Here is a 16,870-nt window from a genome sequence, read left to right on the forward strand (position 1 = left end):
AATTTAAAGGTCTGCTAAAAGATCATCAAGTTCTTGTTGATCTAGATCAATTTCAGGAAAATCAGAGGGAGTAAAACCACCAGACTCATCTGATAAACAATGCTTAATAAGAAATTGCAAATTTTCCAGATAATTCAAGGCTAATTTTTCAATTGTTTCTGGATGATGCAAATTTTTGCTGTAAGTCCAAGTAATTTTTAGTTGCTCCTCCATAATTATACTATTTATATCAATTAAATGTTTTCTCTGGCCTTCTTCACTGTGTAATAAACCACTGGGTTCTGTAGCGAATTTTAAAATTGGCGGTGAGTTAATGATATTATCAACTTGTCCCAAATAATTAAAGCTAACTTGAGGTTGGGGGATTTGTTTTAAAGATTGTTTTATTTTGTCATCTGAACTTAAATAACGTAAAATACCGTAACCGATACCTTTTTGGGGAATCTGTCGCAATTGTTCTTTAATTTCTTTAATCGCTTCTCCTGGATTATTTGTTCCTTGTTTTCCTAAGCTTAAATTTACCGGAAAAATGCTAGTCAACCAGCCTACGGTTCTCGATAAATCAATTTCCTCAAATAAGTCTTCCCTTCCATGTCCCTCTAAATCTAATCGTAATGATTTGTGTTTTGTCCACTGCTCAAAGGTCAATACTAATGCTGTGAGCAAAATCTCGTTAATTTGGGTATTATAGGCGGCAGGAACTTCTTTTAATAATGTGTCTGTTTCCTCTGGGGTTAAGGCAATGGTTATATCCCCAGTTGATACTTCTGTATTTTGAATACTATCACCCTCATAATCAAGAGGTAAATCGGCTCTTACCATACTTTGACTTTGCCAATAATCTAACTCAGCTTTTAAGGCATCAGAGTGAGCGTATTCAAGGAGTTTATTACCCCATTGTCGATAAGATGAGGTTTTAGAGGGTAATGCTATATCTCGCCCTTGAGTTAATTGATTATAAGCTGTGACTAAGTCTTCTAATAAAATTCGCCAGGATACTCCATCCACTGCTAAATGGTGAATCACAATTAATAAACGACTCGGTTGCTTGTCTCCTAAATCAAACAGTACGACTCTTACTAATTCTCCCTTACTTAAATTGAGGCTTTTTTGGGCTTGGTTGGCTTCTGTTTTAATAATGTTGGACTGTTGAGAACTTTTTATATTTGCTAAGTCTTTGACTTCTACAGTGAAATCTGTATGCAGTTTTTGATAACTTTGTTGCCACCTATCTGCTATTTTTTCATATTTGAAGCGTAATGTGTCGTGATGCTGTAAAAGACCTTTGAGTGCTTGACTTAATTGTTCATGATTAATGTTACTTCTTACTTCCAATAAAACTGCTTGATTCCAATGGTGGACTTCGGGTAAATTTTGTTCAAAAAACCAATGTTGAATCGGGGTTAAAGGAGCTACTCCTGTCAAGATTCCTTGTTCTACTTCTAATTCTTCTGATTCTTGCGTTACTGTGGCTAACTGGGCAATGGTTTGATGTTCAAATAATTGCTTAGGCGTAATTTTTAGACCTGCTTGTTTGGCACGGGCGACAATTTGAATGGTGAGGATTGAATCGCCCCCTAATTCAAAGAAATTGCTGTTAATACTTATTTGCTCTAGTCGTAATACCTCAGACCACACCTGCGCTAGGATTTGTTCTGCATGAGTAGAAGGAGGGAGAAAATCTGCTTGTGCTACGGCTGAAAAGTCCGGTGTGGGTAAAGCTTTACGGTCAAGTTTCCCATTAGGGGTCAATGGTAGTTTTTCTAAGAGGACAAAGGCACTGGGTATCATGTAATCTGGCAGTTGTGCCTTGAGATAGTTTCTTAAGGTTTGATTTAAGCTATCTTCTGCCACATCTTGGGTCACAAGGTAAGCAACTAATCTTTTGTTTCCTGGTTGGTCTTCTCTGGCAATAACAACACTTTCTCTAATCTCAGGATGGTTGCTTAGTTGAGCTTCTATTTCCCCTAGTTCGATTCTAAAGCCTCTTATTTTTACTTGATGGTCTATCCTTCCTATATATTCAATATTTCCATCCGGTAAATAACAGCATAAATCTCCTGTTTTGTAGAGTTTTCCTTCGCCGAAGGGATTAGGGATAAATCTTTCGGCGGTTAATTCTGGGCGGTTTAGATACCCTTTGCCAACCTGAACTCCTCCAATATGCAGTTCTCCTGACACTCCAATGGGTACTGGTGTTAATTGTTGGTCAAGAATATACAGTTGGGTATTGCTAACTGGACGGCCTATTGGTACTATGCTTTTTCCTATCTCTTGACGACAATTCCAAAAACTAACATCTATTGCTGCTTCTGTTGGTCCATAAAGGTTATGAAGTTCACTATTTAATTTTTGGCTAAATTTCTGTTTCAAGTCAAAGGGTAAGGCTTCTCCACTGCAAATAACCCGTTTGATACTGTGACAGTTACTTACCTCTTTTTCTTCTAAAAATACTTGTAACATTGAAGGGACAAAATGTAGGGTGGTCACTTTTTTATTTTCAATTAATTCTCTTAAATAATTACTATCTTTATGTCCTTCTGGTTTAGCAATAACTAAGCTGGCTCCCGTTCCTAATGTCCAAAAGAATTCCCACACGGAAACATCAAAACTAAAGGGGGTTTTTTGCAATACTCTATCATCCTGGTTTAACTTATAGGTGTTCTGCATCCATAATAAACGATTGACGACTCCATTATGAGCGTTCATTGCACCCTTGGGTCTTCCAGTTGACCCAGAAGTATAAATAATATAAGCGAGATTTTCTGAGGTTACTTCTTGCTCTAGATTAATGTTACTTTCACTATCTATTTCTGAACCATTTTCCTCCCAAGTAATCACTCTTGATTTTGTTTCAGGGAGTATTTTTGTTAATTTCTCTTGAGTTAATAGTACAGAAACTGCCGAATCCTGCAACATATATTTTATTCTGTCTGTTGGATAATTCGGGTCAATAGGAACATAAGCTCCTCCAGCTTTTAATATCCCTAATAGTCCGATTACCATCTCCAGAGAACGCTCAACACATATCCCTACTAAAGTATCTGGTTTAACTCCTGATTTCTGTAAGTAATGAGCTAATTGATTCGCTTTTTGGTTCAATTCTTGATAGGTTAATTGTTCCTCTTCATACACCACCGCTACTGCATTTGGTGTCTTTTTAACCTGTTCTTCAAACAGTTGATGGATACATTTATCTTGGGGATACTCTACTGCTGTATTATTCCATTCTACTAATAATTTATATTCTTCTCTTTCTGTTAACAGAGGCAACTTAGATACTTTTTCTTGAGGATTTGCTACCATTGCTTCTAATAGCACTTGAAAATGCCCCATCATTCTGGTGATGGTTTTCCTTTCAAATAAATCTGTATTATACTCCCAATTGACCTTTAAACCTTGCTCTGTCTCAATTACAAATAAGCTTAAGTCAAATTTAGCAATACCTCTATCAACTTCTATGGTCGATACAGTTAACTCTGGTAACTTCAATTCTTCTGTTGGGGCATTTTGTAAAACGAAGGCAACCTGGAATAAAGGTGCATGACTCATATTCCGTTCTGGTTGAAGTTCTTCGACCAGTTTTTCAAAAGGAATATCCTGATGAGTATAAGCTTCTAAACAAGTTTTTTTTACCTGTTTAATCAACTCTGTGACACTAGGATTATCCTCTAGATTTACTCTCATTACTAAGGTATTCAGAAAAAAACCAATGAGAGGCTCGATTTCAGAACGTTTGCGGTTAGCAATAGGAGAACCAAGTGTTATGTCCTCTTGTCTTGAGTAACGAGAGAGGAGAACACTAAAAGCACTCAAGAGAGTCATAAATAACGTAGCATCCAATTGCTGAGTTAGTTGGTTAAGTTTTTGCGTTAGTCTCTGACTCAGGCTAAATTTTTCTGTTGCCCCTTCAAATGTTTGTACGGGAGGTCTAGGATAGTCTAGGGGGAGTTCTAATAAAGGAGATAATCCTGAAAGTTTCTTCTTCCAGTAATCAAGTTGATTTTGTAATCTCTCTTGTGATAACCACTCCCTTTGCCAAACAGCATAATCAGCATATTGCACCTTCAATTCTGGTAGAGGAGAGGGTAAATTGGCTTGATAAGCTTGATAAAGTCTTGAGAATTCCTTAATTAAAACCCCAAATGACCAACCATCACAAACAATATGGTGCATGATGACCAGTAAGTTATGGCTGGTATCTCCTAACTTCACAAGAATAACCCTTAACAGTAAATCTTTTTCTAAGTCAAAGGGTAATTGAAATTGATTAAAGGCTATTTCTTGCCAAGTTTCTTGTTGTTTTTCGGGGGATAATTGTGAGATATCTATTTTCTCTAAATACAAATTTGGTGTTTCATTAATTACCTGATAGGGTTCACCATTAATTGTTTGTATATTAGTCCGAATAACTTCATGTCTTCTGACAATTTCTTCTAAAGATTTTTGTAAGATTTTTACGTCTAAACTGCCTTCAAGATGAACGGCTCCTCCTTCATTGTAGGCAACGTTTCCATCTTCTAATTGTTCAAGAATCCACAATCTTTGTTGAGAAAAGGATAAAGGCAAATTTTTAGAACGAGGAACCGGCTTAATGGGTATATTAATTCTAGAAGAGTCTAATTGATTTTGTTGTAGAAACTGTATAATTTCTTCTTTTCTTTCTGCTAATTCATTCTTAATTTCAGGGGTCAGTTTTCCTTTAGAAGCTCGACAACGTAACCGTCCTTCCTCTATCCAAAGTTTTATATCTAAGTCGACTAAATGTTCTAAAAATTCTTCTAGAGATTTCATAGCTCAAATTCCTCCATATCATCCGATGATTCTTGTGATTCTGGTGATAAATTCCTTAGTTTTTGTATAGTTGAACGAGTTTGACTAATTTGTTCAGCTAAATCAATAATTTCTGGCTTTTCAAACAAGACATTGAGACACAACTCCATGGTAAAAACTTCCCGAATACGAGAAATTACTTGCGTCGCTAAAATTGAATTCCCTCCTAATTCAAAAAAGTTGTCATAAATACCGACTTTCTCTCTTTTCAGCACTTCCTGAAAAATCAAGGCTAATTGCTCTTCTATCTCATTACGAGGAGCAACAAACTCTCTTGACTCTTTAGAACTTTCCTGTTTTTTCTTATGGACAATTAGCTCTAAAACTTTACTCGGATTTTGTAATCCCTTAGCAATTTGATTCATCAACTCTGAACGAGCTTGTATCTTTGCTGTTGAAGAGTTACTCGCTAATTCTTTTTCTTGCTCTAAATTTACTTTTTCTTCCGGTTCAAACTTCAGATTAATCACCCTTTCTACAGCTAACTCAAATATCCATCCTGTTTCTGTTTTCTGTTTTTCCTCTTGACCTACTGCTTCTAAAAAGTCTAATACTGGTTGATTTTTAGATGTCTTTTCATAAGCTAAATTAACTTGATTTAGCTGCTTTTCCTGGGCAGTTTTCCCCAAAAATTTCAACATTTCATACTCTACTCCTCTACCCAAGACCCGACAACTTAAGAGAAATGTATCTACTTTTAGCACTTCTTGGTCACCCTCAAATAATAATACTCCTACTAATCCATAATCCCCAAACCTGTCTTTTACTCTCACTCCAACCCCTTCTAATTTTTCTTGCTTCAATAATTGAGCAATTTCTTTTTCACTGCGTCTGATGGTTGTTAAATTAAATTGATTAGTTCTTTGGGTCAACTGGGAGATTCTTGGTAAGTCTTCTGTTTTGATAGAACTAATTTCCAGTTGTAAGTCCAAACTTGCTAAAAAATCCCTAAACGTTAGGGTCTGCTCTTTTAATTTCTCCCTTGCTATTTGTTGCTGATACATCTGTGTCCGTTTTTGGTCTTCTTCTGTCATTTTATTGACATCTAATGGCCACAAATGTTTTAACCATTGGGGTATATCTTCGCCATTTTCTGGCAGTTGCAAGGCTAACACTTCGGGACAATTTGCTGTCACTTCAGCGCATTCAACTGGGTTATCATCAATGAAGATAAAACTGTCTAGTCCTAGGTTTAATTCTGTTGCTAGAGCTTTGAGATTGGCTGATTTAGGTTGCCAGTTAATTTTCGATGCCACGATATGCCCTTTTTTCAGGGGCATTTCTTCATGATAATCAAACACACTCCAGACATCTTCCTCATTATTCTTACTACACAAACATAGAAGTTTTCCTGCTTTTTGTTGTTCGACTAAAAAGCTTTGCAATCCTTGACGATTATTGTCAATGGTGACCCCTTTTGCTCCTTCTTCACCACTGACTCCACTCCAAAGGGTATTGTCGCAATCAAGGACTATCACTTTGTAGGGAGCTTGTTTAATTGTGTAAATTTTACGTGCTATGGCGGTTCCCAATGCGGTATAAAAGGTTTCTGTATAAGGGATATGTCCTAATTCATCCCTGTTTTGATCATAATAATCTTCTACTGGATAGGTTGCTTGAATATCTTGGGAGGTTATTAAGTAAAGGTTACTTTGATGTTTGAGTTGCGTTTCTAAGGAATTCTCTATCCTTAACAGAAAATTTGCCTGTTTTGCGTTGCTTAAAACAGATGGGGATGGGGGACAAATCCCTACAATTAAAGGTGCTTGATTTGTTTGACTGGCTTGTTGAATAGCAGTGATTAATTCTTGGCTGGTTTGTTGTATTTTTTCTAACCAAATTTGTTGGTCTTGTTTCTTTTCTTCAAATCTTACCCAGTCTTCTAATCTGATTAGGATTATATTAATTCCTTCCTCATTTTTGCTTGTCTCGCTGTTAGGATTTAGGAGTTCTTGAAAGACTTGATTGTAGGCAGTAAATGTTACCTTTGATGATAGGTTTAATTTTTCCATCCAATAGTTTATGCTTTCTTCTATTGGTTCTGCTGTAAACGTTGAACTAATAATGATTAACTGAGTTGCTTGAGCTAGTTTCGCTAGCCTAATTTTTTCTTCAAGTTTTTGCGGTAAAACAAATTCTGCGATGGGGCGTTCTTTATCTTTAATAATTCTTTCAAGGATATTTAAGTAAAACCCAACCAGTAAATTAATTGTCTCTTCGTTAAATAAATCAGTGTTATAAGACAAGAATCCTTGCATGATGTTCTCTATTTTTTGCAAGGTTAAAGTTAAATAGAATTCTGTTATCCCTTCTTCTTGTCTTTGCCCTGGATAAACTTCTGATAGTAGGTCTATATCCAGTTGTCTAGCTGGATGAAGTTTCTGTTCAATAAAGTTAAAAAGAACTTGGAAAACTGGGTTATAGGATAAATTTCGTTCTGTTTGAACTGCTGCTACAATTTCAGATAAAGGAAGCGCCTTATGATTATAAGCATCCAATACAACCTGGTTAACTTTATTAATAAAATCTGCACAAGTTGGATTACCTGATAAATCAAACCGAAGGATCAGGGGATAAGCAAAAAAGCCAATCAAGGATTCTAATTCAGTCCGATTACGATTAGCAATTGGGGAACCAATAATCACATCTTCTTGATCACTATACCGACTAAGAAGAATAGCAAAACTTGATAAAAGCATTGTGAAAACTGTCACCTTAAGTTGCTTACTTACTTGTTCCAATGAAGCAACTAAGTGATCAGGTATATTTAGGATAACTGTCTTAGAAGCTGCCACTCTAGATGAACTAACTCTATCTGTTGGAAGTTCTAGTTTCAGTGATGAATCACTAAGATTTTTATCCCAAAAGTCTACTTGATTCTTTTTTACTTCTTGGGTTAAATAATTCTTTTGCCATACAGCATAATCAACATATTGAATAGATAATTCTGGTAGTATTGGTATTGATTGATTAATAATAGATTGATAAATAATTGATAACTCATGTAACAAAATTTCGACAGACCACTCGTCACAGACAATGTGATGAGTTTGAATAAGCAAAATATGAAACTCACAGCTTAAGTTTAACAACTTCATCCGAATTAATGGAGCAATTGCTAAGTCAAAATAATCCTTTTCTGCTTCTTTAATTAATTGTTTAACCTTTGAGAGTTGTTCAGACTCTGATAATTTTTCTAAACTGACAATAGGCAATGTTACATCAATCTTCGGTAAAACAAATTGAACTGGTTGACCTTCAACTGATTTAAAAATAGTGCGTAAAGACTCATGACGCTCAATAATTTTGTTAAAGCTTTTCTCTAAAGCTATGGAGTCTATATCTCCTCGAACAACAAAGGACATAGTAAAATTGTGGGCTGTACTTTGTCTATCTAACTGATGAAGAAACCAGAGTCTTTCTTGATCAAAAGATACAGGAAAGTAAGAAATATCTTCTCTTGACAACTTCTTAATTGGTTGATTAACTTGGGAAACAGCTAGTTGTGCTTTGGATAAAAAATCAATGATTTTTGGTTTGTTTTCAATGATTTTTTTTCTGAGTTTAGGTGTTAATTTCCCCTCTGGTGCTTGATATTTTAATGAATTATTTTCAACCCATAGCCTAATCCCTGAATTTCTAATTTCTGATAAAATTTCATTGATATTGGTCATAGTTCTCCTTCCTCTAACTTAATATTTTCTGTTGTTATTAACTCAGACTGCCCCTGGGCAGCCCATAATAAACCATCCAAATATTCAGCCAAACCTTTGACAGTTGCTTGTTCAAATAAACTACTCAAAGAAATTTCGATTGACAAAGTCTTACTTAATCGATTAATCACTTTAGTTGCCAATAAAGAATTACCTCCTAACTCAAAAAAGTTATCATAAATACCTATAGTTTCAATTCCGAGACTGGCGGACCATATATCGATTATAGTTTGTTCTGTTGCTGTTTGTGGAGGAACGTAACTTTTAATGGTTGGTGTAAAATCGGGAGTCGGTAAAGCTCGGCGGTTAACTTTTCCATTAGGTGTTAAAGGTAGTTCCTCTAACATCAGAAATGTACTGGGAACCATATAATCAGGCAGTTTAGTTTTGAGGTATTCTCGTAAAGTTTCAGGCAGAATAGGCTGTGTGGAAACGCAGTAGGCAACTAAACATTTATTTTCTTGTTCTTTCGTAGCAATAACAACACTTTCTTTTATGTCAGGATGACTAACAAGACTGGCTTCGATTTCCCCTAATTCGATTCTAAATCCTCGGAGTTTAATTTGATAGTCTATTCTGCCAAGATATTCAATATTGCCATCCTCTAAATGTCTACATAAATCACCTGTTTTATAGAGCAAAGTATCTTCATCAAAGGGATTGGGAATAAACTTGGCTTCCGTCAGTTCAGGTTGGTTGAGATATCCCTTTCCCACTTGTACGCCACCAATATGCAACTCTCCTTTCACCCCAATGGGAACGGGTTGAAGATGAGCATCTAAAATATACAGTTGTGTATTAGCCACTGGACGACCAATAGGTACTTTTTTCAGAGGATGATGGTGTTGACATTGCCAATAGGTCACGTCGATCGCCGCCTCGGTTGGGCCATATAGATTGTGTAGTTCACAATTTAGATACTCAAAAAACCTTTCTTGAAGATCATAGGGTAGTGCTTCTCCACTACAAATCACCCGTTTTAGGGATTTACATTGAACGACCTCAACATCTTCTAGAAAAATTTGTAACATTGAAGGGACAAAATGAAGGCTTGTAATCTGTTGTTGCTGAATTAGTTTAATGAGATATTTGCTATCACGATGTCCTCCTGGTTGAGCCATCACTAATTTTGCCCCTATCAACAGTGGCCAGAAAAACTCCCAGACAGAAACATCAAAACTAAAAGGGGTTTTTTGTAAAACACGATCGCCTTCATTTAATTGATAGGTTTCTTGCATCCATAATAGACGATTAACAATCCCACTATGCTTATTCATAGCTCCTTTGGGTTTACCTGTAGACCCGGAAGTATAAATCATATAAGCTAGGTTGTCAGCCGTAATTGATATATCCAAATTAGAATTTTGTTCTTCATTGATAGTTGACCAATCTTGATCTAAACAAATTACCTTGGCCTCAGATTTAGGTAATTTATTCAGTAAAGATGATTGAGTTAATAAAACTTCAACCTGAGAGTCAGCGATCATATATGATAAACGTTCATCAGGATACTCAGGATCTATGGGAACATAAGCGCCTCCTGCTTTGAGAATACCTAATAAACCTACTACCATCTCTAAAGAACGTTCGACACAAATCCCGACTAAGGTATCTGGCTCAATTCCTAATTTTCGCAAATAATGGGCTAGTTTATTAGCTTTCTGATTGAGTTGTTGATAGGTTAATTTTTGCTCTTCAAAGATTACAGCTACATTTTTAGGTGTGACAGAAACTTGAGATTCTATCAATTGCGGTAAGGTTTTTTCTAAAGGATAATTTCTTTGAGTTTGATTCCATTCTACTAATATTTGCTGTTGCTCTGATTTAGGCAATATTGATAAATTTTGCAGTTTCTTTTGAGGAGAATCGACTAAAGTTTGCAAAACTGACTGGAAATATTTCAATAATCTCTGAATCGTATTTAGTTCAAATAAATCTGTACTATAATCACAAGACAAATAAGTTATTTCTGATTTTTCATAAACTTCAAACTTTAAATCTAAAACTACAAATTGATGTTCAAATGAAATAGTTTCAACTACTAGATCAGAACCAAAGACGGGAGCAACGGGAAAATTATGTAATAATAAAGCAACGTTATAAATAGGATTATGATCTAAACGACGTTCAAGATTTAAGGCTTCAACAATTTTTTCAAAGGGACATTCTTGATGAGTATAAGCTTCTAAAATCGTTTGATTTTCCTGTTGTAATATATCTAACAAAGTTTGCCGAGCTGATAGTTGAGAACGCAAAGCAAGAAAGTTCATAAAGCATCCCATCAAAGACTCAATTTCTGAGCGATCGCGTCCTGCTATTACGGTTCCTATAACTAAATCAGATTGGCCTGTCCACTTATAAAGTAACATTTTCAAGGCGGCCATGAATAAAGTAAATAAAGTCACTCCTTGACTTTGACTTAGTTTTTTGAGACTTTTTATTAAGCTTGTAGGTAGTTCAATTTGATAGTTAGAACCCTGAAAAGTTTGAATTGGGGGACGAATTTTATCTGTTGGTAGTTCTAAAATAGGTGGTGCATTGCGCAACTGTTTTTGCCAATAATCAACTTGATTTTTTAGGTTTTCATCAGTAAACCATTCTCTTTGCCATTGAGCAAAATCTCCATATTGGATTGGTAAGGGTTCTAATGGTGATGGTTTTCCTTGACAAAAATTTCCGTAAACTTGAGATAGTTCTCTAATAAAAATTTCTTTCGACCAACCATCTGTCATAATATGGTGCATTGAGACAATTAAAACATAGGATTGAGGAGAAATACAAAATAAAATGTATCTTAATGGTGGAGACTTTTTTAAATCAAAAGGAATGAGTAGTTCTTCAATAATATGGGATGTTATTTCTTCCTCTGAAGCGGATAGTAATTCAACAATTTTAAGAGATAGAGAATATTCAGGCAAAATTGCTTGAACTGGATTTTCATCTAGAAAGGCAAAGGTGGTTCTTAAAATTTCATGGCGATTGATTAGTTCTTGTAAAGCTTTGGATAAATTATCTATATCTACTAATCCAGAAATTTTTACAACAATTGGGGAATTATAGGCAATACTATGATTTGTGATTTTATCCAGTAGCCACAAACGCTCTTGAGCAAAAGAAGTAGGCAAGATAAAAAGTTCTTCTTCTTCATTTATTAAGTTACTATTTTCAGATTCGTTTAACATTTTCTGTGACTTAACATTCATAATTTTTATGGGTCATATTCTTAAGTTATCTAAATTTAGAAGAGTTAGTAAGTTGAGCGATTATTCTAAGTTTGAGCGTTTAATTTTTCGTGTTTGACGAGATACAGCAGAAATAGAAGGGATAGAAGGAGTTGATACCTTCGCTGAATGACTTTTTTGAGTTTCAATGACTTGTGAGAATTGCCCAATTGTAGGAGATTCAAAAAGTTGAGGGATAGGAATTTCTACCTGAAAATCATCTCTAACTCTTGACATAATTTTACCAGCTATTAAGGAATGTCCCCCCAATTCAAAGAAGTTATCATTAATCCCAATCCGATTAATTTTTAGCACTTCTCCCCAGATTGATGCCAGCATTTCTTGAGTAGGGGTTTGGGGTGCAATAAACCCTTCTTGATCTCTATTACTCCAATCAGGGGAAGGTAGGGCTTTGCGGTCTATTTTACCGTTGGGAGTTAAGGGCAGTTTTTCCAAGAAAACAAAAGCACTAGGAATCATGTAGTCGGGTAATTTCTTTTTCAGGAAATCCCGCAGGTCAGGAATCTTGATCTCTTCTGTCTGAGGCACGATATAAGCAACTAATCGTTTATTTCCAGGTTCATCTTCTCTAGCAATAACAACACTTTCTCTAATTTCAGGATGGTTACTTAATTGAGCTTCTATTTCTCCTAGTTCAATTCTAAAACCTCTAATTTTTACTTGATGGTCTATTCTTCCTATGTATTCAATATTTCCATCGGGTAAATAACGGCATAAATCTCCTGTTTTATAGAGTTTTCCTTCGCCGAAGGGATTAGGGATAAATTTTTCGGTGGTTAATTCTGGTCGGTTTAGATATCCTCTGGCTAAACCGTCTCCTCCTATGTGTAATTCTCCTGCTACTCCAATAGGAACCGGTTGCAAGTTTGAATCTAATATATAAATTTGAGTATTATCAATGGGATGTCCTATGGGTTGTGCTGATTCTGTTGATTCTGCTCCATTGGATGATTGTCTAACCAAATAACTAGATGACCAGATGGTTGTTTCAGTCGGTCCATATACATTCCAAATCTCTTGAGTTTTGTCTCGCAGTTCAGAGACTAATGAACCAGGTAAAGCTTCTCCTCCACATAAAATTTTTAAGTTAGATTTTCCTCTCCACTTAGCTGCTATAAGCATTCGCCAAGTCGCGGGGGTTGCTTGCATAATCGTCGCTGATGATGTTTGTAATAAATCAGCTAATTCTTTTCCATCAGATGCTATTTCCTGACTTGCTAAAATAATTTTTCCTCCCACACTCAGGGGTAAATATAATTCTAGACCAGCAATATCAAAAGAAATCGTTGTTACTGCTAACAGGTTATCTTCTTGGCTTAGCCCTGGTTGTTTACTCATTGACTTGAGAAAGTTCATCAATGATTGATGTTCTATTTGCACCCCTTTGGGTTTTCCCGTTGAACCTGATGTATAGATGACATAGGCTAGATTTTTGGCGTTAAGTAATGAAGGAACATTCTTTACGGAATTTTGAAAAATATTTTCTTTTTCTTCTTCCCAAGAAATCACTGGAATTTTTATTTCTTTTAATTGATTGTTTAAATGTTGCTGCGTTAACAGAACTTCCATGTTTGAATCTTGGATAACATAAGAAATTCGTTCTTTTGGATAATTAGGATCGATAGGTACATAAGCTCCTCCTGCTTTTAATATCCCTAACAATCCTATTAACATCTCCACAGAACGCTCTATACATATCCCCACTAATGTATCTGGTTTAACCCCTAATTTCTGTAAATAATGTGCCAACTGATTGGCTTTTTGATTGAGTTCTTGATAGGTTAATTCTTCCTCTTTATACACTACTGCTACTGCATCTGGTTTCTTTTTTACCTGTTCTTCAAACAATTGATGGATACATTTATTTTTGGGATAATCGACTGCTGTATCGTTCCATTCTACTAATATTTTATGTTCTTCTCTTTCTGTTAATAGAGGTAACTTGGCTACCTTTTCTTGAGGATTCGCAACAATCCCCTTTAATAATACCTGAAAATGCGAAACCATCCGATTAATTGTGTCTTCGTCAAATAAATCGGTATTATATCCCCAACTTCCTTTAAGTTTTTTTGCTGTTTCAAGAACTATTAGAGATGTATCAAAATCTGAGCCTCTTTGTTCGCTTGTTAAAGGATCTACAATTAGTTTCTCGATGTTAACATTTTCTTTTTCCAATTGCTCATTTTGACGAGGACGATCCCAAGCTAATGATACCTGAAATAAAGGCGAACGACTTGGATCTCGAACAGGTTGTAATCTTTCAACTAATAAGGGAAAGGGGAAATCACTATTTTCTAAAGCCTCTAAAACAATAGTACGAGTCCGAGACAATAATTCCTTAAAACTGGGGTTCCCTGATAGATTTCCTCGTAAAACTACAGGGTTGACAAAATAACCAATGATATTCTCCAATTCCGAGTTATTACGATTTACCAAGGGGGAACCAATGAGAATATCCTCTTGTCCTGAATAACGAGATAATAAAACCTGAAAAGCTGCCAAAACAGTTACATAAAGCGTCACCCCTTCTGATTTAGCTAACTCTCTTAGCTGATGGGTTAATTCCTCATCAAGCTCAAAATAATAAGTTTCTCCATTATAGGTTTGTACAGGAGGACGAGGTCGATCCGTCGGTAAATTCATTATTGGCAATTCACCTGATAATTTTTGTTGCCAATATTGCCATTGTTTTTCACCTTCACGACTTGCTAATTGCTTCTTTTCCCGTTGAACATAATCTTTATAGGTACCTGTTAATGGCTTTAAAGATGGGTTTTGATTTTCTTGTAAGGCATTATAAATAATTTCTAATTCATTAACTAGAATTTCAAAAGACCAAAACTCTGCTGCAATATGATGAATTGTTAAAACTAAGATGGGAAGTTTATTACCATCAGAAAATGTCAATAAACTAACTCGAAATAAATCTCCTATCTCTAGATTAAATGGTCTATCTGCTTCTTGGTTTATCCATTCACTAATCTCTGAATCACTCCAACTAGAAGCATCAATAACCTGAAACGATAAAGGGAGATCCGAACAAAACTGTTGAAGTGGTTTACCTTCTTGTGTTATGTACTTAGTTTTCAGTGCTGGATGACGTTTTGTTAAAAACTCAAAGGACTTTTTTAGAATTTCATAATCTATACTTTTCCGAATTTTAGCTGTATATAACAAATTATATGCAACACTTTCTGGAGCAAGTTCATAAATAAACCAAAGAGCTTGTTGTCCATAGGATAAAGGAAACTTTATATTTTTTTTGTTAGCTTTCTCCTTGAGAATCTTGGCTAACATCTCTCTTTTCTTTTGAGGAGATAAATCATCAAGTGATTTGTTCATTTTTCTTGATATTTAATAATTTTAATCGTGTAAATAATTAGGTTTAAGTGTTTGTTATGAAGTAATAGGACAGCTTTCAGAAAAAGTTGTTAGTGATAGACCTGTTTCTTTTGCTGCCCAAATATATTATACTATACCAGAAATTAGTAAATCTGGAGTTTTCGACAGCCAGAGAGGATAATTTTGAAGATAAAGTTTTTTATGCATCACCTTATTACTAATCAATATCCTCCTCTTCTTCAGTTAACATTGTACTCAAAAGACTCACAACTTGGGCATCAGATAACTCATTAAGGCTATGTAAAAGTTCCTCTTCCGTCAGTTGTTCTATAGTTGTTTCTGACATTTTCTCTATTTGACTGTTTACGGCGGATTCAGATAGTTTTTCCTCTAGATAATGAGCAACTTTTACAGGATTCTGCCCAGACATTATTTGACTAACGGGAATATCTATTTTTAAATCAGTTTTCACCCTATTTCTAAGTTCCATCGCCATTAAGGAGTCCATCCCCATCATATTAAGTGAACTGTTTAAATTAATTTGATCGGGAGCTAGTTTTAAAGCCAGGCAAATTTGTTGCTGTAGATATCCTGTAACAACTTCTAATCTGCCTTCAGGAGACGCAGAATCTATCTGAATTAACCAGTCTTTTTTTAGAAATGATCTATCTCCTTCACTATAGCTAAAACCATCAAAAGAAGAAAGTACATCTGATAAAATAGGTAAAGCTTTTTTCTGTGAAGATTTCGCAAATGTCTGCCAATCAATTGAGAAAACTCCTATTTCCCCTTTATTACAATCAATCAATGTTCCTAAAGCTTTTAGTCCTTGTTCTACAGAAATAAAGTAAATACCCTGTTTTTCTATGTTTTCTCGTTGATATTGTTGTAGTTCGCTTGCCATTCCCCCCTCTGCCCAAGGTCCCCAATTAATGCTTAAGGCTGGTTTTCCTTCTTGATGACGATAATGAGCCAAACTATCCATAAATTGATTAGCTGCTGCATAATTACTTTGTCCAGGGGAACCTAATAAGGAGGCAACTGAAGAAAAGAAGATACAAAAATCGAGGGAATAATCCTCGGTTAATTGATGTAAATTCCAGGCTCCTTCAATCTTAGGAGACATCACTTTTTCAAATTTTTGCCAATTTTGCTTTAACAAAACACCATCATCTAAGGTTCCTGCCGTATGAATAATTCCTTTTAGGGGAGGCATTTGTGACTCTATTGTCTTCAATACTTCTTTCATGGCTTCCTCATCACCCACATCTGCTGACATTATCTCAACATTGACCCCCTGTGCTGTCATTTGATTTAAAATACTTTGAGCTTTACTCGTAGGCTTTCGTCTTCCAATTAAGGCTAGATATTTAACCCCTTTTTCCACCATCCATTGAGCTACTTTTAATCCTAATGCTCCTAGTCCCCCCGTAATTAAATAAGTTTTATCTGAGTATATAGTTAAGGGTTTATTCTCAGAAATATTGGTTTTCACTAAACGAGAAACATATCTTTTACTTGCCCGAAAAGCAATTTTATCTTCTCCTTGGGAATTCTCAATTTCTGATAGCAACTGGTTTATTTCTTGGTCTGAGGTACTGATATCTAAATCAACCATTCCTCCCCACCAGTCGGGAAACTCCAAAGCCAGAACTTTTCCCATTCCCCACAGAGGAGATTGCGCGACAGATAAAGAGGTTTTTTCTGATTCAATCGGCTGTACTCCCCTAGTTACTAACC

5 protein-coding genes are annotated in these 16,870 nt (G+C 35.5%); all 5 read right to left on the reverse strand.

The window, feature by feature from the left end; translation table 11 throughout:
* Positions 1–3: 3 nt before the first annotated feature.
* Positions 4–4,794, reverse strand: coding sequence for a non-ribosomal peptide synthetase (locus QNJ66_RS13085; RefSeq protein WP_300507542.1), 4,791 nt, complete (start codon positions 4,792–4,794; stop codon positions 4–6).
* On the reverse strand, positions 4,791–8,507 hold the full coding sequence (locus QNJ66_RS13090; RefSeq protein ID WP_300507545.1) for an HAD-IIIC family phosphatase: 3,717 nt from the start codon (positions 8,505–8,507) through the stop codon (positions 4,791–4,793). The genes QNJ66_RS13085 and QNJ66_RS13090 overlap by 4 nt, the downstream gene beginning before the upstream one ends.
* Positions 8,504–11,749: an amino acid adenylation domain-containing protein gene (locus QNJ66_RS13095; protein WP_300507548.1), complete on the reverse strand. Its 3,246-nt coding sequence runs from the start codon at positions 11,747–11,749 to the stop codon at positions 8,504–8,506. Before QNJ66_RS13095 ends, QNJ66_RS13090 begins: the two co-directional genes overlap by 4 nt.
* A gap of 60 nt (positions 11,750–11,809) precedes the next feature.
* Complete coding sequence (locus tag QNJ66_RS13100) at positions 11,810–15,130, reverse strand: amino acid adenylation domain-containing protein (protein ID WP_300507551.1); 3,321 nt, start codon at positions 15,128–15,130, stop codon at positions 11,810–11,812.
* Positions 15,131–15,347: 217 nt separating this feature from the next.
* Positions 15,348–16,870 (reverse strand): beta-ketoacyl reductase (locus QNJ66_RS13105; RefSeq protein WP_300507554.1); only part of this gene is annotated, 1,523 nt, incomplete at its 5' end.

Source organism: Crocosphaera sp. (assembly GCF_030064895.1).
Lineage (GTDB): Bacteria > Cyanobacteriota > Cyanobacteriia > Cyanobacteriales > Microcystaceae > Crocosphaera.

Bases quoted from the DNA above. Each gene is read 5' to 3' on its own strand.
- QNJ66_RS13095 (WP_300507548.1), bottom strand. From the start codon at position 11,749: ATGAATGTTAAGTCACAGAAAATGTTAAACGAATCTGAAAATAGTAAC.
- QNJ66_RS13085 (WP_300507542.1), bottom strand. From the start codon at position 4,794: ATGAAATCTCTAGAAGAATTTTTAGAACATTTAGTCGACTTAGATATA.
- QNJ66_RS13090 (WP_300507545.1), bottom strand. From the start codon at position 8,507: ATGACCAATATCAATGAAATTTTATCAGAAATTAGAAATTCAGGGATT.
- QNJ66_RS13100 (WP_300507551.1), bottom strand. From the start codon at position 15,130: ATGAACAAATCACTTGATGATTTATCTCCTCAAAAGAAAAGAGAGATG.